This window comes from Pseudomonas sp. (assembly GCF_040514055.1).
GTDB lineage: Bacteria > Pseudomonadota > Gammaproteobacteria > Pseudomonadales > Pseudomonadaceae > Aquipseudomonas.
This window is the reverse complement of the sequence record NZ_JBEVDL010000079.1, coordinates 188463-204424: the sequence shown is the minus strand read 5'-3', so window position 1 is coordinate 204424 and position 15962 is coordinate 188463. Positions and strand designations below refer to the sequence as shown.

Annotated in this window: 18 protein-coding genes; 7 read left to right on the top strand and 11 right to left on the bottom strand. The window is 67.6% G+C overall.

All coding sequences use genetic code 11. From position 1 onward, the window contains the following. Window positions 1-51 precede the first annotated feature (51 nt). The 6 genes from ABWY06_RS21620 to ABWY06_RS21595 all read right to left on the bottom strand — a co-directional run bounded on the left by ABWY06_RS21620 (window position 52) and on the right by ABWY06_RS21595 (window position 3787). On the bottom strand, window positions 52-564 hold the full coding sequence (locus tag ABWY06_RS21620; protein ID WP_353927641.1) for a GNAT family N-acetyltransferase: 513 nt from the start codon (window positions 562-564) through the stop codon (window positions 52-54). 27 nt (window positions 565-591) lie between these two features. Beyond that, window positions 592-1164, bottom strand: a complete 573-nt coding sequence (locus tag ABWY06_RS21615) for a DUF4136 domain-containing protein (protein ID WP_353927640.1) — start codon at window positions 1162-1164, stop codon at window positions 592-594. Window positions 1165-1214: 50 nt separating this feature from the next. Then, window positions 1215-1781 (bottom strand): DUF4136 domain-containing protein, encoded by a 567-nt coding sequence (locus ABWY06_RS21610; protein ID WP_353927639.1) that lies wholly within the window; start codon window positions 1779-1781, stop codon window positions 1215-1217. Window positions 1782-1817: 36 nt separating this feature from the next. Further along, window positions 1818-2567 carry a methyltransferase domain-containing protein gene (locus ABWY06_RS21605; RefSeq protein ID WP_353927638.1) on the bottom strand — a complete coding sequence of 250 codons (750 nt, stop codon included), beginning with the start codon at window positions 2565-2567 and terminating at the stop codon, window positions 1818-1820. Further along, window positions 2564-2869: a nucleotide pyrophosphohydrolase gene (locus tag ABWY06_RS21600; RefSeq protein ID WP_353927637.1), complete on the bottom strand. Its 306-nt coding sequence runs from the start codon at window positions 2867-2869 to the stop codon at window positions 2564-2566. The genes ABWY06_RS21605 and ABWY06_RS21600 overlap by 4 nt, the downstream gene beginning before the upstream one ends. 66 nt (window positions 2870-2935) lie before the next feature. Then, window positions 2936-3787 (bottom strand): MaoC family dehydratase, encoded by an 852-nt coding sequence (locus ABWY06_RS21595; RefSeq protein ID WP_353927636.1) that lies wholly within the window; start codon window positions 3785-3787, stop codon window positions 2936-2938. A 123-nt stretch (window positions 3788-3910) separates the two neighbouring features. Here ABWY06_RS21595 and ABWY06_RS21590 point away from each other — a divergent pair, with 123 nt between their 5' ends. Then, window positions 3911-4903 carry an AraC family transcriptional regulator gene (locus tag ABWY06_RS21590; RefSeq protein ID WP_353927635.1) on the top strand — a complete coding sequence of 331 codons (993 nt, stop codon included), beginning with the start codon at window positions 3911-3913 and terminating at the stop codon, window positions 4901-4903. 11 nt (window positions 4904-4914) lie between these two features. Here ABWY06_RS21590 and ABWY06_RS21585 read toward each other — a convergent pair whose 3' ends face one another. After that, window positions 4915-6267, bottom strand: a complete 1353-nt coding sequence (locus tag ABWY06_RS21585; RefSeq protein WP_353927634.1) for a 3-oxoacyl-ACP reductase — start codon at window positions 6265-6267, stop codon at window positions 4915-4917. Window positions 6268-6430: 163 nt separating this feature from the next. Here ABWY06_RS21585 and ABWY06_RS21580 point away from each other — a divergent pair, with 163 nt between their 5' ends. Beyond that, window positions 6431-7708, top strand: coding sequence for an acetyl-CoA C-acetyltransferase (locus ABWY06_RS21580; RefSeq protein WP_353927633.1), 1278 nt, complete (start codon window positions 6431-6433; stop codon window positions 7706-7708). A gap of 10 nt (window positions 7709-7718) precedes the next feature. On the opposite strand, the gene ABWY06_RS21575 is transcribed toward ABWY06_RS21580, so the two are convergent. After that, a complete protein-coding gene (locus tag ABWY06_RS21575; RefSeq protein WP_353927632.1) occupies window positions 7719-8180 on the bottom strand; it encodes an Lrp/AsnC family transcriptional regulator in 462 nt (153 codons plus the stop codon). Between the two features lie 161 nt (window positions 8181-8341). Between ABWY06_RS21575 and yedA the strand changes: the two genes are divergently transcribed. Next, window positions 8342-9277 (top strand): drug/metabolite exporter YedA, encoded by a 936-nt coding sequence (gene yedA, locus ABWY06_RS21570; RefSeq protein WP_353927631.1) that lies wholly within the window; start codon window positions 8342-8344, stop codon window positions 9275-9277. A 30-nt stretch (window positions 9278-9307) separates the two neighbouring features. Here the strand turns inward: yedA and ABWY06_RS21565 are convergent, their stop codons facing one another. Then, window positions 9308-9520: a heavy-metal-associated domain-containing protein gene (locus tag ABWY06_RS21565; protein WP_353927630.1), complete on the bottom strand. Its 213-nt coding sequence runs from the start codon at window positions 9518-9520 to the stop codon at window positions 9308-9310. Window positions 9521-9671: 151 nt separating this feature from the next. On the opposite strand from ABWY06_RS21565, the gene ABWY06_RS21560 reads away from it, so the two are divergent. Continuing rightward, the gene (locus ABWY06_RS21560; RefSeq protein ID WP_353927697.1) at window positions 9672-12128 is read left to right on the top strand and encodes a heavy metal translocating P-type ATPase; all 2457 of its coding nucleotides are present in this window, start codon (window positions 9672-9674) and stop codon (window positions 12126-12128) included. A 31-nt stretch (window positions 12129-12159) separates the two neighbouring features. After that, the gene (cueR, locus tag ABWY06_RS21555; RefSeq protein ID WP_353927629.1) at window positions 12160-12561 is read left to right on the top strand and encodes a Cu(I)-responsive transcriptional regulator; all 402 of its coding nucleotides are present in this window, start codon (window positions 12160-12162) and stop codon (window positions 12559-12561) included. A gap of 251 nt (window positions 12562-12812) precedes the next feature. On the opposite strand, the gene ABWY06_RS21550 is transcribed toward cueR, so the two are convergent. Continuing rightward, window positions 12813-13712 carry a PA4780 family RIO1-like protein kinase gene (locus tag ABWY06_RS21550; RefSeq protein WP_353927628.1) on the bottom strand — a complete coding sequence of 300 codons (900 nt, stop codon included), beginning with the start codon at window positions 13710-13712 and terminating at the stop codon, window positions 12813-12815. A gap of 107 nt (window positions 13713-13819) precedes the next feature. Then, entirely contained in the window at window positions 13820-14710 is an 891-nt protein-coding gene (locus ABWY06_RS21545; RefSeq protein WP_353927627.1) for a LysR family transcriptional regulator, read from the bottom strand. A gap of 115 nt (window positions 14711-14825) precedes the next feature. On the opposite strand from ABWY06_RS21545, the gene ABWY06_RS21540 reads away from it, so the two are divergent. Then, complete coding sequence (locus tag ABWY06_RS21540) at window positions 14826-15467, top strand: NAD(P)-dependent oxidoreductase (RefSeq protein WP_353927626.1); 642 nt, start codon at window positions 14826-14828, stop codon at window positions 15465-15467. A gap of 62 nt (window positions 15468-15529) precedes the next feature. Next, a complete protein-coding gene (locus tag ABWY06_RS21535; RefSeq protein WP_353927625.1) occupies window positions 15530-15823 on the top strand; it encodes a DUF2218 domain-containing protein in 294 nt (97 codons plus the stop codon). Window positions 15824-15962 lie beyond the last annotated feature (139 nt).

Below are 15962 nucleotides of genomic sequence, written 5' to 3'. Positions count from 1 at the left end.
AAAAAGGTCGGCCAGTATGCCCGAACAGTCCCCTGGCTGCGCTCGCCAGCGTCAGGCGGCGATGGGGCCTGGCCGCAGGTTTTTTTGCAGCTGCACCAGGACTACCCGTTGCTGGCGATGATCGAGCTGTTCGGCCAGTCCCGTGACCTGGAAACCGAGCTTGAGGTACAGGCGTAGGGCCGGGCTGTTGGCGTTGAAGCAGCAGGCATTCAAGTAGCGGGCCTGGAAGTGGGTGCGGGCCAACTCCTCCATGGCGCCAACCAGGTACTGCGCCACGCCGACGCCGCGTTGACCGGGCGCGACCATCAGGTTGCCGAGCGCGCAGTGTTTGCCGTGTCGCCATTGGTAGAGGTTGGCGAAACCCACCGCGCGCTCGTCGACCAAGGCCAGGGTGCTGTCGCGTCGGGTGGTCATCGAGCGCTGCAACTGATCGGCGTCCAGCGGCCAGGTGGCCGTGGGATAGCAGAAGAACAGCTCCTCGGGGGTTTGCGCAAAAGCGGCGACGGCCGCCAGGTCGGTGGTCTTGGCCGGTCGATGAGCGAGGTAAGGGGTCAGCGCATCCATGCGTGTCACTCCAAAAAAAGAACAGGGTTAGTGCGGCGGGTACTGGGCCAACACCTGGGCCAGCGTCTGGCCGATGGCCGCCGTGCGTTCGCCAGGCGTTTGCTGCCGGTCATGCCGAGGCTGTTCGGCACTTCCGCGCCAGACCAGCTTGCCATCCTTGCCGTCGAACAGGTCGACCTGCAGGGTATTTACTTGATAGGTCAGGTTGCGGGTTTCCGTCAACACGGGGCCGCCCCAGTAGCCGTTCCAGCCGGGGCCCCAGCCATTGCCCCAGGGCGAGCCGTAGGCGTGTACGACCTGCTCCTGGCGCTGCTCGAGTATCCACCAGACCTGCACCCGCAGGTCCGGCGTCTGGCCCGCCACGGCCGGCCTTAGGCCGCGCTGGTCGAGCTGCTCGGTGAGCGCCTGGCGCAGCCGGTCGCTGGTCAGGTCGCTGGCCAGTTGCGGCTCGTCGGGTCGATAACGGACGCCGGGCTCCTGCCAGGCCCAACTGCGGTAACGGCTGAAATCGCGGGCCGGGTCGTAGTCGCGGGCGACCTGCGGGCCCTGGCAGGCCGCCAATAGCCAGGCGAAGGCCAGGATCAATGAGCGAGCGTGCATGCTGCGTACTCCCTTGACATCAGCGTGGGGCCCGTTGTGGCACAGGGTGCTCAGCGGGGTGGGTAATCGGCCAAGGCTGCTTGTACGGCGCTGCGCAGCGCATCCCGGGCGCTTGCCGGTGCTTCGGCGCGGGTCTGCCAGACCTGCTGGCCCTCGGCGGTATCGTACAGCTCGATGTGGACCACCAGCACCTCTTCGGCCGCGGTATGCCAGGTCGGTGAGTAGAGGTTCGTGTCTTGATACGGGTCGTAGCGTGAATAGCGGTCACTGTCCGCGTAACGGTACAGGCGCTGTTCGCTCGTGACCCGGGCCTGTACCTCCAGGTCGGCGGGCTGGCCCGGGCGCGCCGGGCGCAGGCCGCGCCGATCGAGCGTCTCGGCGATGCGCTCGCGCAACCCGCTGGCATCGCGCCAGGACGCGTCGATCCGCGGCGCTGAATCCCGCCAGCGCCAGCTGCGGTAGGCGCTGAAGTCCCGGGGTGCCGCGGGGTAGGCACTCCAGTCCGGCGCGCCGCGCGCTGCCGGCAGCGTCGACGAATAGCGGTAGGGGTTGTCGCCCTGGCAGGCACTCAGCAGCAGGGCGAGCGCCAGAGCCGGGCCGGTAAAGCCGATCGCCATCTCAGTGGCCCCTCCGGTGGGCGGTCACGGCTGTTGCTAGAGCGGTCGACAGACCCAGTGCAGATAACGTCCCAGGCCCATAAACGTTGGATGGCGACGGTGCGCCAACTCCATTTCCAGCAGCTCGGGCAGTGTCGCCTTGGCCTGAAAGTCCATGGGCATGTAGTCATGGAACACCCGCACACCACTGCGGCTTTGGACTGTCCAGTGCCCCGCCAGTTGCATCGCCAGCTCGCCCGGATCGAGTGGTCGCTGCGGCGTCAGGCTCTGCTTCTCGCCGGCGAACTCCTCTTTGCGCAGCTTACGAAAATGACCCTTGAGCAGGTTGCGGTAGATCAGTGCATCCTTATTGTAGAAGGCCAGCGACAGCCAGCCGCCGGGCCGCGTCAATTGGTGCAGCACCGGCAGGATGGCCTGGGGCTCCGCCAGCCATTCCAGCACCGCGTGGCAGAGCACCAGGTCGTAAGGTTCGGTCAGGCGGCCGAGCAGGTCCTGCCAGGGCGCCTGGATAAACGTGGCGTTCTGCCCGGCAGCGGCAAAACGTTCCCGTGCGCCCTCGAGCATCGGCTCGGCGGGTTCGGCGAGTGTTACCTGGTGGCCCCGTTCGGCCAGCCACAAGGCCATATGGCCCAGCCCGGCACCCACATCCAGAACCCGCAGCGGCCGCCCGGGGAGCACCTCGTCGAGATCGGCCTGGAGCACGGCCAGGCGGATCGCGCCTTTGGCGCCGCCGTAGATCTTCTGCGCGAAGCGGGTGGCCAACTGATCGAAATGCCGGTCGCTCATGGCGCGAACCGCCGTTCGCTGTCGGCCAGCTTGGCGCGCACCGCCTGTTCCATGTCGATACCCAATTCGCTGCACAGCAGCAACAGGTAGAGCACTACATCGCCGACCTCCTGGCCGGCATGTTCCAGTTGCTCGGGCGACAACTGACGTGACTGCTCCTCGGACAACCACTGGAAGATTTCCAGCAACTCGGACATCTCCACGCTGGCAGCCATCACCAGGTTCTTCGGACTGTGAAAGCCGCGCCAGTCGTTGCGTTCGCGAATGGCATGCAGGCGGGTGGTGAGTTCGTCGAGGTTCATCGCAGCTCCTAAGCAATCTCGTTAATTATGCCCCCGCTGGCCGTGTCGTGGCGTGTTCAATGGCCTTCAGATCAGCCGCCAGCCGCCGCTGATATGCGGCGTGGTCGGATCGCTCTGCAGCCGGAAGTGCCCTTCGTCGGCCACCTCGCTGGCCAGCAGGCTGACCTCGCCGGGCAATAGCAGCGGTTTCTGGAAGCGCGCCTGAACACTGTAGCCGGCCGTGGGCAGGCGTTCGCCCAGCGCGGCCAGGAGCCGCGCCTTGTTCCACAGCCCGTGGGCGATGGCCCGGGGAAAGCCGAACCCGCGGGCGCTAAGCGCGCTCAGGTGAATCGGGTTGTAATCGCCCGAGAGCCGTGCGTAGCGCCGGCCAATGGCGGCCGGCGCTGGCCACTGCGCCAACGTTGCCAAGGGCAGGGCGGGCTCCTCGCTGTGTGGCGCCGGCCCGCCCTCCATCGGGGGACCGCGCCGCAGCAGCAGGCTGTCGCCTTCCCAGAGCAACCCCAACTGATCCTCCAGGCGGGTCAGCAGGCTGAACACCTGGCCCTTTTCATGGGGCCGCAGGTGCTGGACCTGCACGCTGGCGACAAAGGGTCCGAGTCCGCCCAGGGGGCGGACCACCCGGATACGGTTCTCCAGGTGCACCAGGCCCAGCAAGGGAAACGGAAAGCTCGGCCCGGTCAGCAGTTTCAGCTGCAGCGAAAACGCCAGCAGATGGGGGTAGGTGGCCGGAAGCAGGGAGCCTTCGGCGAAACCGCAGAGCTGTCGGTAGCGCTCCAGGTGCGCGGGCTCCACGCTGACCGGGCAACGCAGGCCCTGGCTGGGCAGTGTGTCGCCGCGCACGCCGCCGCGCAGCACCGCGCGGGCATAAAGCAAGGGCAGTGCGGGCGGGGCGGGAAGATCAAGCCAGTCGCTGGGCATCCGTGGACTCCTGGGGAAAGCGGCACCAGGGCCGGCGAGGGCACCTGGCTTGAGCCGCGTGGGTAAAACTGCCTAAGATGGCGGCCGCGGCTTTCCGCTCCCGCCTTCAGAAAAAGAACAACAATGCGCGATCTGACCGACGATGTGGCCCTGCTGCGGCTGGTGCTCGAGGCCCTGCGCAGCAGTGGGGTCGACCCTGATCGGGTCCTGGCGCGTCTGGGCCTGCCACCGGGCGGCCTGCCCGCAGGACGCTATCCTCACGCCGCCCAGGCACCCTTTTGGGCCGCCGCCAGTGCCGAGTGCGGCCAGGAGCACATCGGCCTGTACCTGGCGCGTTTTCTGCCCCCCTTCAGCGGCCTGTTGCTGGAGTACCTGTTTCTCTCCAGCGCGACCTTTGGCGAGGGGTTGCGCCATGCGCTGCGTTACCTGCGGCTGTTGTCCGAGACACTGCACGCGCAGCTGCAGGTCGACGGCACGCAGGCGACCCTGGTACTCGAACTCGGGGCGCCGGTGCCGCGGCACTTTCCGGAAATGTTCGCGGGTGCGGTGATCCGCCTGTTCGGCGGCCTGACCGAGGGAGCGTTTCGTCCCCATGGGCTGCAGCTCAAGCACGCCGACGGGGCCCCCAGCGAGCTCTATGCCGAGGTTTATGGCTGTCCGGTGCAACTGGGGGCCGAGCGTTACGCGCTGCAGTTCGATGCGGCAGTGCTGGACCGCGCGTCGCGGCATGCCGCGCCCGACCTGTTGCGCATCCATGAGGCGCTGGCGCGGCGGCAGCTGAGCGAGGTCGAGCGCCTGGACCTGGTGCGTCAGGTGCGCGGGCTGATCGCCGAGCTGTTGCTGGAAGAGGGCGCGACCCTCGAACAGGTGTCGAGCCGCCTGCAGATGCCGGCCCGGCGCCTGCGCGAGCGCCTGGCGCTGGCCGGGGTGCGCTTCAACGACCTGGTCACCGACCACCGCTGCCGTCTGGCCAAGCAACTGCTGCTGGACACCGACGAGCGCATCGAAGTGATAGTCGAGCGCACCGGCTTTTCCGAACCCAGCACCTTCTATCGCGCCTTCAAGCGCTGGGTGGGCGAGACTCCGGTGGAGTTTCGCAAGCGCGGCAAACACTGAGGATCCTGCCATCAGGCACCCAGCAGGCTTTGCCCGCAGACCCGCAGCACCTGGCCACTGACCGCGCCAGAGCCAGGTTGGGCCAGCCAGGCCACCGTTTCGGCGACATCCTGGGGCACGCCGCCCTGGCCCAGGCTGTTCATCCGGCGGCCCGCCTCGCGCAGGGCGAAGGGAATCGTGGCGGTCATGGCGGTTTCGATAAAACCCGGTGCCACGGCGTTGATGCTGATGCCGCGGTTCGCCAGTGATGGCGCCCAAGCCCGGGCCAGGCCGATCAGGCCGGCCTTGCTGGCGGCGTAGTTGGTCTGCCCGGCGTTGCCGGCGATGCCGCTGATGGAGGCGATCAGCACCAGCCGTGCGTGGTCGGCCAGGCCGCCGCCGTCCAGCAGCGCCTCGGTCAATCGCAGCGGGGCCTGCAGGTTGATGGCCAACACGCTGTTCCAGAGGCTGTCATCCATGTTCTTCAGCGTCTTGTCGCGGGTGATGCCGGCGTTGTGCACCAGGATATCCAGGGGCTGTGGCAACGCCTGGAGCAGTTGCTGGGGCGCGTCCGCCGCGCTGATATCCAGGGCGATGGGGTGCCCGCCGAGGCGCGCGGCCAGGGCCTGCAGGGCGTCGCTGGCCTGGGGCACGTCGAGCAGCCAGACCTCGGCGCCGTCGCGCGCCAGGGTCTCGGCAATGGCCGCGCCAATGCCGCGGCTGGCACCGGTGACCAGCGCCCGGCGCCCGGCCAGGGGGCGGGTCCAGTCCGCGACCCGCGCCGCGCACGCGCGCAGGCGCAGGACCTGGCCGGACACATAGGCACTTTTTGGCGAGAGGAAAAAGCGCAGCGCGCCCTCCAGTTGATCTTCGGCGCCCGCGTCGACATAAAGCAGTTGCAGCGTGCCTCCCTGGCCAAGTTCCTTGGCCAGGGAGCGGCTGAAGCCTTCCAGCGCCGCCTGGGTGCTGGCGGCCATGGGGTCGGCCAGTGATTCCGGTGGCCGGCCGAGGATCACCAGGTGCGGGCACTGGGTCAGGTGACGCAGTGCCGGTTGAAAGAAGCGCCGCAGCTGATCCAGGTCTTCGCTACGGCTCAAGGCACTGGCATCGAACAGCAGTGCCTTGAGCGCCGGGCCCTGTTCGGGGTCCCAGACCGGCAGGTCGAAGCGACCCGCCTCGCTGGCGAAGCCCTGGTCGCTCAGGCGCTGCCAGCCGTCAGCGAGGCTGGCCGCCAGGCTGGCCCCGCCGAGCAGCAGCGCGCCGTCCACCGGATGCATGCGGCCGCTCTGCCAGCGCTCCAGGCGCACCGGCGTCGGCAGGCCGAGGGCGCCGACCAGGCGCTGGCCCACAGTGGAGGTGGCGAGGTCGAGATAACGGTCGGACATGGGGAACGGGCTCCTGCGCGGGGGACTCAAAGTCTGACCACTGTAGTCGGCTGGATGTTTCCTGCATTGACCGCTTCGCCCCGCGCGGGCGCGGTTGGGCCAATGCAGGCTGCGGCTGGCAGGCTAGCCTGTGGGCCAGGCCCCATTACCGAAAGGACTGATCATGCATCCGCCTCGTCGCGTCGCCATCGTCGGCGGCAACCGTATACCCTTCGCCCGCTCCAATAGCCACTACGCCACTGCCAGCAACCAGGCGATGCTCGGTGCCGCGCTGGACGGCCTGGTCGAGCGTTTCAACCTGCACGGCCTGCGTTTGGGCGAGGTGGTGGCCGGTGCGGTGCTCAAGCACTCGCGGGACTTCAATCTGACCCGCGAATGCGTGCTGGGCTCGCGCCTGGCCGCCGAAACCCCGGCCTACGACCTGCAACAGGCCTGTGGCACGGGCCTCGAAGCGGTGCTGCTGGTGGCCAACAAGATTGCCCTGGGGCAGATCGACTGCGGTATCGCCGGGGGCGTCGACACCACGTCCGATGCACCGATCGGGGTGCACGAGGAACTGCGCGGCATCCTGCTGCAGGCCAATCGCGACAAGAGCACCGCGGACCGGCTCAAGACGCTGCTGAAGATCCGCCCACGGCACCTGGTGCCGGCCCTGCCGCGCAATGGCGAACCCCGTACCGGCTTGTCCATGGGTGAACATTGCGAGCAGATGGCCCAGACCTGGGGCATCGGTCGCGAGGAGCAGGACCGCCTGGCGGTCACCAGCCACCAGAAGCTCGCCGCCGCCTATGCCGAAGGCTGGCAGAACGATCTGTTGACGCCCTACCTTGGCCTGAACCGTGACCAGAACCTGCGCCCGGACATCGACCTGGAGAAACTCGCGGCCCTGGCACCGGTATTCGACAAGGGCCCGCGCGGCACCTTGACGGCAGCCAACTCAACCCCCCTGACCGACGGCGCCGCGCTGGTGCTGTTGGCCAGCGAGGACTGGGCCCAGGCCCGTGGCTTGCCGATCCTGGCCTATGTGCGCGATGGCGAGACGGCGGCGGTGGACTTCGTCGAGGGCCGCGAAGGCCTGCTGATGGCGCCGGTGTACGCGGTACCGCGCCTGCTGGCGCGCAATGGCTTGCGCCTGCAGGACTTCGATTTCTACGAAATCCACGAGGCCTTCGCCGCCCAGGTGCTGTGCACCCTCAAGGCCTGGGAGGATGCCGAGTACTGCCGTACGCGCCTGGGCCTGGAGGCGCCGCTGGGTGCCCTGGACCTCGGCCGGATGAACGTCAAGGGCAGCTCGCTGGCGGCCGGTCATCCCTTTGCCGCCACCGGTGGGCGCATCGTCGCCAACCTGGCCAAGCTGTTGTCCGTGGCGCAGCAGGGGCGCGGCCTGATCTCCATTTGCGCCGCGGGCGGCCAGGGTGTGACCGCGATTCTCGAGCGTTGAAACCTCGGTTTCAGCGCTGACCGTTGCTCGGCGTGCGCAGCGGACCCGGCATGCGGTCGTTGAAGGGGCTGGAGAGGATCAACGAGGTCTTGCTGGTGCCGTAGACCGAGATGCGGTTGATCAGGGCCTGCAGCTCGGGCATCGAGGCCACCGCGCCCTGGACCACCAGGCAGGCCTCGCCGGTGATCAGGTGGCAGCGGCTGAGCTCGGGCATGGCCGCCAGGGCCTCGAGGGCGGCGCTCTGGGATTTGTGCTCGCTGATGCTGACTTCGATCAGGCACTCGATGGGCAGGCCGATCTTCGCCAGGTCGACCTGGGCCCGGTAGCCGCGGATTACGCCGTTGGCTTCCAGCTTGGCCACCCGTTCGGCCACCGCCGGGGGCGACAGGTTGACGCGCCGGGCCAGCTCGGCGAAGGACAGGCGGCCGTCCTCGATCAGGGCGCTGAGAATGAGGCGGTCGTACCTGTCCATGTAGCACTCGCAAGGCAGAGGTGTTGAAACGACGGTCGGGGCGCGACATTTCCGTGGAATATGAGGCGCCGCCGGGGCAGAAGCGTGCGGCCCATCTTAAACGCTCGAAGGCGGCGCCCTACACTAGGGCTTCATTTTCTCCGGCCTGTCGAGTCCCGTCCATGTCCACGCGTGTTCCTTTTGCATTGATCGGCGCTTTTGCGGCGCTCTACCTGATCTGGGGGTCGACTTATCTGGCGATTCGCATCGGCGTGGAATCCTGGCCGCCGTTGCTGATGGCGGGGATCCGCTTTCTGCTGGCCGGCGGCTTGATGTACGGCTGGTTGCGCTGGCGTGGCGTGCCCAACCCGACTGCGCAGGAGTGGCGCGGCGCGGGCATGATCGGCTTCCTGCTGCTGGCCTGCGGCAACGGTGGGGTAACGGTGGCCGAACACCAGGGCGTGGCATCGGGCGTGGCGGCGCTGGTGGTGGCCTCGGTGCCCTTGTTCACCCTGTTGTTCGGCTTGTTCTGGGGCCTGCGCAACACCAAGCTGGAATGGGCCGGCATCGTGCTTGGCCTGCTGGGCATCGCACTGCTCAACCTGGGGTCGAACCTGCAGGCCAGCCCGGCCGGTGCCGCCCTGATCCTGTTCGCCACGGCGGCCTGGTCCTTCGGTTCGGTGTGGGGCAAAAGCCTGACGCTGCCCCAGGGGCCAATGGGCAGCGCGGCGCAGATGCTGGTGGGGGGCGTGGTGCTGCTCGGCGGCAGCCTGCTCAGCGGCGAACGCCTGGAGCAATGGCCCACCGCTGCAGGGTGGGGCGCGCTGGCCTACCTGGTGTTGTTCGGCTCCATCATCGCCTTCAGCTCCTACCTCTACCTGCTCAAGCATGTGCGCCCGGCGGCGGCCACCAGCTACGCCTATGTCAACCCGGTGGTGGCGGTGTTGCTCGGCATCGTCTTCGCCGGGGAACAGGTCGGCCCCGAAGAGTGGTTGGCGATGGCGGTGATCATCAGCGCGGTGGTGCTGATCGGTCTGCCCCAGTGGCGCCAGGGACGTCGGGCCAGTGAGGCGAAGGCCGCCGAACAGGCGGCCTCGCTCAAGGCGGCCAAGGCCTGAACCTTGCCGCCGCCGGCCTGGGCAAACCGCTCAGGCCGGCTGCGCCGGATAACCCTCAGCGTCCATCGCCGCGATCAGCGCCGCCGCCGGCAGCGTACTGCGCACCTGCACTTGGCCATTCGCCAGGTCGACCTGCACCTCGGCCGCTGGGTCTTTGGCCCGCACGGCCGCCGTGATGGCCTTGATGCAATGACCGCAGGTCATGCCGGTGACGCTGAACAGATGATTTTCCACGGCGTGCATATGGACTCCTCCAAGGGTGTGAGCGACGGGTGGACAGTCTCCGGCTTACCCCCGTGGCAAGGTCAAGGGCCTGCAGGGCGTTTTGTTTGACCGGCGTCAGGGCTTGACCTTGCCATCGTGTCAGGGTTGATCATGCGCTGACATTGGAGGACTGCCCATGACAACCGCCACGACCTTAGACTTGCCCATCGTCGGCATGACCTGCGCCAGTTGTGCCGGTCGCGTCGAGCGCGCCCTGCGCAAGGTACCCGGCGTACAGCAGGTCAACGTCAACCTGGCCAGCGAGCGGGCCCGCATCGACAGCAGTGGCGCCGACCTGGCCCATCTGGTCGCCGCGGTTGCCGACGCCGGGTACAGCGTGCCGCAGCAGCACCTCGAGCTGGCCATCGAAGGCATGACCTGTGCCAGTTGCGTCGGCCGGGTCGAGCGGGCCTTGCAGCGGGTGCCTGGCGTACTCCAGGTCAGTGTCAACCTGGCCAGCGAACGCGCCCACCTGAGCCTGGCCGGTGCGCCGAACCTCGACGGCTTGCTGCAGGCGGTGAGCGCTGCCGGCTACCAGGGGCGGCGTCTGGACAGCGAGCAGGCGCCAGCCCCTGGTAATGCGTTACGGCGCGAACGCTGGCAGCTGCTGCTGGCCCTGGCCCTGGCGATACCCCTGGTGTTGCCCATGCTGCTGGAGCCGTTCGGGCTGCACTGGATGCTGCCGGCCTGGGTGCAGTTCGCCCTGGCCACGCCGGTGCAGTTCGTCCTCGGCGCGCGCTTTTACCGGGCCGCCTGGCGCGCCCTGCGTGCCGGCAGCGGCAATATGGACCTGCTGGTTGCCCTGGGCACCAGCGCCGGCTATGGCCTGAGCCTGTACTTGTGGTGGCGTGCGCCAGCGGCGAGCATGCCGCACCTGTACTTCGAGGCTTCGGCGGTGGTGATCGCCCTGGTCCTGCTCGGCAAGTACCTCGAGAGCCGCGCCAAACGCCAGACCGCCAGTGCCTTGCGCGCCCTCGAGGCGCTGCGCCCGGAGCGGGCGCTACGGGTTCGTGATGGCCAGGAAGAAGCGGTGGCCATCGCCGAGCTGCGCCTGGGCGATCTGGTCAGGGTCAAGCCCGGTGAACGCTTCCCGGTGGATGGCGACGTGCTGGAAGGCCGCAGCCACGCCGACGAGGCGCTGATCAGTGGCGAAAGCCTGCCGGTGCCGAAACAGGCGGGCGACCGGGTCACCGGTGGCGCCGTCAACGGCGAAGGTCTGCTCCTGGTGAGGACCACGGCCGTCGGTGCGGAAACCGTGCTGGCGCAGATCATTCGCCTGGTGGAGAACGCCCAGGCGGCCAAGGCGCCGATCCAGAAGCTGGTGGACCGGGTCAGCCAGGTGTTCGTCCCGCTGGTCCTGCTGGTGGCCCTTGCCACCCTGGGCGGTTGGCTGCTGGCCGGCAGCACGCTGGAGAACGCGTTGATCAATGCGGTGGCGGTGTTGGTGATCGCCTGCCCCTGTGCCCTCGGGCTGGCCACGCCCACGGCGATCATGGCCGGTACCGGTGTGGCGGCTCGCCACGGCATCCTGATCAAGGACGCCGAGGCGCTGGAGATCGCTCATGGCGTGACCCTGGTGGCGTTCGACAAGACCGGGACCCTGACCTCCGGCAGCCCGCGTATCGTGCATTTATTGGGTCCCCGCCTGCGCGGGGATGACGAACAGCGCCCGAACGGGGAAGGGGACAACTGGGATAACGAGCTGCTGCGCCTGGCCGGTGGCCTGCAACGTGGCAGCGAACACCCCTTGGCCAAGGCGGTGCTGCAGGCCTGCGCGGAGCGTGGCGTATCGCCGGCGGCGGTGCAGGACAGCCAGGTGCTGGCCGGGCGTGGCATCGCCGGGCGTCTCGACGCACGGGAACTGGCGCTGGGCAACCGCCGCCTGCTGGCGGAAAGCGGCCTTGAGGCCGGTGAGTTGGGGCCGTCCGCAGAGGCCTGGGAGGCCGAGGGGCGGACCCTGTCCTGGCTGCTCGAACGGGCCCCACAGGCCCGTGTACTGGGCCTGTTCGCCTTTGGCGACAGCCTTAAGCCCGGTGCGGGGCAGGCGATCCAGGCGTTGCGTGCGCGGGGTATCGACAGCCTGCTGATCACCGGCGACAACCGCGGCAGCGCCCAGGCGGTAGCGGACGCCCTCGGCTTGCCGGCCTTCGAGGCCGAAGTATTGCCGGCCGACAAGGCGGCCAAGGTCAGCGCGCTGAGACAACGGCACGTGGTGGCCATGGTCGGCGACGGCATCAACGACGCGCCCGCCCTGGCGGCCGCCGACGTCGGTATCGCCATGGGCGGCGGCACCGATGCCGCCATGCATGCCGCCGGCATTACGCTGATGCGCGGCGACCCCCGGCTGGTGCCGGCGGCGCTGGAGATCGCCCGTCTTACCTACCGCAAGATCCGGCAGAATCTGTTCTGGGCCTTTGTCTATAACCTGATCGGCATTCCCCTGGCGGCCTTTGGCTTGCTCAACCCGGTGCTGGCCGGCGCCGCCATGGCCCTGTCCAGTGTCTGCGTGGTCAGCAATGCCTTGTTGCTCAAGACCTGGACGCCCGAAATAGCTGTACAGATTGACCCCGACCAGCGCCCGGCGTGATTTTCCCTGCGACCCGCGAGAGGCATCCGTGATGAATATCGGTCAAGCAGCCAGCCACAGCGGCCTGAGTGCCAAGATGATCCGCTACTACGAGAGCATCGGCTTGCTCCAGGCGGCGAAACGCGGCGACAGCGGTTACCGTCACTACGCCGCCGGCGACCTCAACCGCCTGGTCTTTATCAAGCGTGCCCGCGACCTGGGTTTTTCCCTGGCGGAAGTCGGCCAGCTGCTGGCGCTGTGGCAGGACCGGCAGCGCGCCAGCGCCGACGTCAAGGCCCTGGCCAGGGCCCATGTCGACGACCTGAACCGGCGTATCGAGGAACTGGTGGGGCTGCGCGACAGCCTGCAGCAGTTGGTCGAGCACTGCCACGGCGACGAGCGCCCCGACTGCCCGATCCTCAAGGACCTGGCGTCCGGCAGCCACTGCCATTAGGCACGCCGGGCCCTCGCGCCGGATGGGCCCGGTAGGCGCGTAGGATGGGTTGAGCGCAGCGATACCCATGCTGCACGTGGCACCAATCGCTCCCATGCTGCCCCCAGCATCGATCCCTCCCAGGCACCGCGCGCAAATGCCGTCCATCAGTGGTCGATCACGCCTGTCGGCCGCGTCGGATAAACAGCCCGCATGCCTGAGCGGCAAAAGAAAAAAGGCCATTAATGGCCTTTTTTCATATCGAGCGAGCGCTACTGCATCCAGGGCGGCGGTGGCGGCTCTTCGGACTTCTTGGTGCTCGGTGCCTCGGCTTCGGCACGTCCTATCTGGCGGCGTTCGTCGTCCAGGCGCGCGGCCTCGATTTCGCGGATCACTCCGTCGACATCGGCGATCACCTCCGGCTCGTCGAACTCGCCGGTCAGGACGCTGGCCGGATGGAGCATGCCGGCCTCGTAGAGGGCCCACATTTCCTTGGCATATTTGGTGCGCTTGAGTTCAGGGGCAAAGCGCCCGAAGTAGGCGGCCATGTTGCCGACATCGCGCTCCAGCATGCTGAAGGCGTGGTTATTGCCCGCTGCGTCGACCGCCTGGGGCAGGTCGATGATCACCGGGCCGTCCGGGCAGAGCAGCACGTTGAATTCGGACAGGTCGCCATGCACCAGGCCGGTGCAGAGCATCAGCACGATCTGCTGGATCAGAAAGGCGTGGTATTCACGGGCCTGGTCCGGCTCCATGCTCACGTCGTTCAGGCGCGGCGCGGCGTCGCCGTACTCGTCGGCCACCAGCTCCATCAGCAGCACGCCCTCGAGGAAGTCGTACGGCTTGGGCACCCGCACGCCGGCGGCGGCCAGGCGGAACAGCGCCGCCACCTCGGCGTTCTGCCAGGCGTCCTCGGTTTCCTTGCGGCCGAACTTCGAGCCCTTGGCCATGGCCCGCGCCTGGCGGCTGTTGCGGACCTTGCGACCCTCCTGGTATTCGGCGGCCTGACGAAAACTGCGCTTGTTGGCCTCTTTGTAGACCTTGGCGCAGCGCAGGTGCTCGCCGCAACGCACCACATACACCGCTGCTTCCTTGCCGCTCATCAGCGGGCGCAGCACTTCATCCACCAACCCGTCCTCGATCAGAGGCTCAATACGTTTAGGAGTCTTCATCAGCTTTTATCGAGGGTCCTGTAAGGCCAAACACGCTGTTGATGCACGTTATACGGCAATCGTCCCTCGACGCCCAGCAGATGGCGACCGTTGATCGTACAAGGGCACTACGGGCCGGGCAGCAAATGACGCTGCAAGGCCTGCAGGGCATAGCGCACTTTGGCCGGTTGCGCATCCCGCCGCGGGGTCACCAGATAGATGCCAAACGACGGCGCCTGCCAGTCCGGCAGCAGCGCGAGGAGCCGGCCATCGGCCAGTTCCTCGCGGATTTCCTGCTGGGGCTGCAGGGAAATCCCCATGCCGGCCAGGGTGAAATGCCGCAGCGCAAGAATATTGTTACAACTGACCCGGCTGTCGATGCGCAGCTTGTATTCCTGGCCCTGGGGGCCGCGCAGCAGCAGCGGCGCCAGCGACTCATTGTTCAGCGCCAGCCAGTCCTGGCCGGGCAGCTGCTCGGGATGGCTCACCGGCCCCTTGCGCGCCAGGTAGGCCGGCGCGGCGCACAGCAGCATGCGCGAGTCGCCGATATGCCGGGCGACCAGGCTGGAGTCCTCGAGGCGGCCGACGCGAATGGCCAGGTCGATGCGCTGTTCGACCAGGTCGATCTGCTCGTCATTGAAAAACAGCTTCAGGCTCAGGCCACTGTGGGCTTGCAGCAGCGGCATCAGCGCCTGGGTAATGGGGCGGCCGGAAAACCCCACCGGGGCGGCGATCCGCAGCTCGCCGACCGGCGCGTCGCGCAGCTCCGCCAGGCGCTGCTCGGCCTGCTGCGCCAGCTGCTGGACCTGGGCGCAGCTTTGGTAAAACAGCGCGCCGGCTTCGGTCAGGGTCAGCTTGCGGGTGGTGCGGTGCAGCAGGCTGATCTGGGTGCTCAGCTCCAGCTTGCGGATCTGCTGGCTGACCGCCGAGGGGCTCATGCCCAGCACCTCGGCGGCCGCGACCATGGAGCCGCGATCGACCACGGTGGCGAACACCACCATGCGTTTAAGCTGCTCCATTAGGCCCTCATTCATTAGTTTTGCTTAAGAGTGAAAGCCTTTTTAGCCTATTTATCCCGACTTTATCCAGAGGCGATCATAGACCCCCCGTTGCCCCACCCCCTGGAGAGTCCTTATGAAAATCGCCCTGATCGGTGCCACTGGTTTTGTCGGCGCCGCGCTCCTGCAGGAAGCCCTGGCGCGCGGCCATCAGGTCAGCGCCCTGGTGCGCCACCCGGAGCGATTGCCGGTCCACGCCCACCTGCTGCCGGTACAGGCCGATGCCTACCAGGCCGACAGCATTGCCGCGGCCGTCGCCGGTCATGCTGCGGTGATCAGCGCCTTCAACCCCGGCTGGGGCGATGCCGAGATTCGCGCACGGTTTCTTCAGGGCAGCCAGGCGATCATCGCCGGGACCAAGGCGGCCGGGGTCAAGCGCCTGCTGGTGGTCGGCGGTGCTGGCAGCCTGTATGTCGCTCCCGGGCTGCAGCTGATCGATACGCCACATTTTCCCGCCCAGTACAAGGAGGGCGCCGAAGGGGCGCGCCAGCTGCTTAATCTGCTGGGGGACGAACGCGACCTGGACTGGACCTTCCTGTCGCCGCCGGCCCTGCTGCAACCGGGCGAGCGCAGCGGCCATTACCGGGTGGGCGGCGACCAGTTGCTGATGGACGGCGAGCAGCCCGCCGCTATCTCGGTGGCCGACCTGGCGGTGGCACTGATCGATGAGCTTGAAACCCCCCAGCACCCTGGCCGGCGCTTTACCGTCGCGGCCTGAATCGCCCAGCCCTTCACACCAGGGTTACCGGCCAAGCCCGGTGGCCTGATCCAGGAGTTGCCATGACCTTTATCGCCACGGCCCAGGTGCCGACGCCCAGCGCCGCCCGTTATATCGGCCGGCTGTGCAAGCACTTCCAGCACAAGCTGCCGGTCGAGTTCGATCAGCAGCAGGGTCGCATCGAATTTCCCTTTGGCCTCTGCCTGCTCAGCGCCAGCGCCGAACACCTGGACCTGCAAGTGCAGGCCGGCCAGGCGGAGGAGCGCCAGCGCCTGGAAGAGGTGGTGGGCAGCCACTTCGCCCGTTTCGCCTGGCAGGCCGAGTTGAATCTGGAGTGGGTGGTGGCCCAGGAGTAGGCAAGGTGCAGCGATTAATAGCCTTGTATCTGCCCTGAAACGATGTGGTCAGAGATCTGGGCTGATCAGTTCGGCGCACAAACAGTGCCTGTATATCGGTACCGACCTCGGGTTCCGCCCTGACGGCGGGTCACTTTTG

Excerpts from the sequence above, each read along its gene's own strand:
- ABWY06_RS21620 (WP_353927641.1), bottom strand. The coding sequence starts at position 564 with ATGGATGCGCTGACCCCTTACCTCGCTCATCGACCGGCCAAGACCACC.
- ABWY06_RS21615 (WP_353927640.1), bottom strand. The coding sequence starts at position 1,164 with ATGCACGCTCGCTCATTGATCCTGGCCTTCGCCTGGCTATTGGCGGCC.
- ABWY06_RS21610 (WP_353927639.1), bottom strand. The coding sequence starts at position 1,781 with ATGGCGATCGGCTTTACCGGCCCGGCTCTGGCGCTCGCCCTGCTGCTG.
- ABWY06_RS21605 (WP_353927638.1), bottom strand. The coding sequence starts at position 2,567 with ATGAGCGACCGGCATTTCGATCAGTTGGCCACCCGCTTCGCGCAGAAG.
- ABWY06_RS21600 (WP_353927637.1), bottom strand. The coding sequence starts at position 2,869 with ATGAACCTCGACGAACTCACCACCCGCCTGCATGCCATTCGCGAACGC.
- ABWY06_RS21595 (WP_353927636.1), bottom strand. The coding sequence starts at position 3,787 with ATGCCCAGCGACTGGCTTGATCTTCCCGCCCCGCCCGCACTGCCCTTG.
- ABWY06_RS21590 (WP_353927635.1), top strand. The coding sequence starts at position 3,911 with ATGCGCGATCTGACCGACGATGTGGCCCTGCTGCGGCTGGTGCTCGAG.
- ABWY06_RS21585 (WP_353927634.1), bottom strand. The coding sequence starts at position 6,267 with ATGTCCGACCGTTATCTCGACCTCGCCACCTCCACTGTGGGCCAGCGC.
- ABWY06_RS21580 (WP_353927633.1), top strand. The coding sequence starts at position 6,431 with ATGCATCCGCCTCGTCGCGTCGCCATCGTCGGCGGCAACCGTATACCC.
- ABWY06_RS21575 (WP_353927632.1), bottom strand. The coding sequence starts at position 8,180 with ATGGACAGGTACGACCGCCTCATTCTCAGCGCCCTGATCGAGGACGGC.
- yedA (WP_353927631.1), top strand. The coding sequence starts at position 8,342 with ATGTCCACGCGTGTTCCTTTTGCATTGATCGGCGCTTTTGCGGCGCTC.
- ABWY06_RS21565 (WP_353927630.1), bottom strand. The coding sequence starts at position 9,520 with ATGCACGCCGTGGAAAATCATCTGTTCAGCGTCACCGGCATGACCTGC.
- cueR (WP_353927629.1), top strand. The coding sequence starts at position 12,160 with ATGAATATCGGTCAAGCAGCCAGCCACAGCGGCCTGAGTGCCAAGATG.
- ABWY06_RS21550 (WP_353927628.1), bottom strand. The coding sequence starts at position 13,712 with ATGAAGACTCCTAAACGTATTGAGCCTCTGATCGAGGACGGGTTGGTG.
- ABWY06_RS21545 (WP_353927627.1), bottom strand. The coding sequence starts at position 14,710 with ATGGAGCAGCTTAAACGCATGGTGGTGTTCGCCACCGTGGTCGATCGC.
- ABWY06_RS21540 (WP_353927626.1), top strand. The coding sequence starts at position 14,826 with ATGAAAATCGCCCTGATCGGTGCCACTGGTTTTGTCGGCGCCGCGCTC.
- ABWY06_RS21535 (WP_353927625.1), top strand. The coding sequence starts at position 15,530 with ATGACCTTTATCGCCACGGCCCAGGTGCCGACGCCCAGCGCCGCCCGT.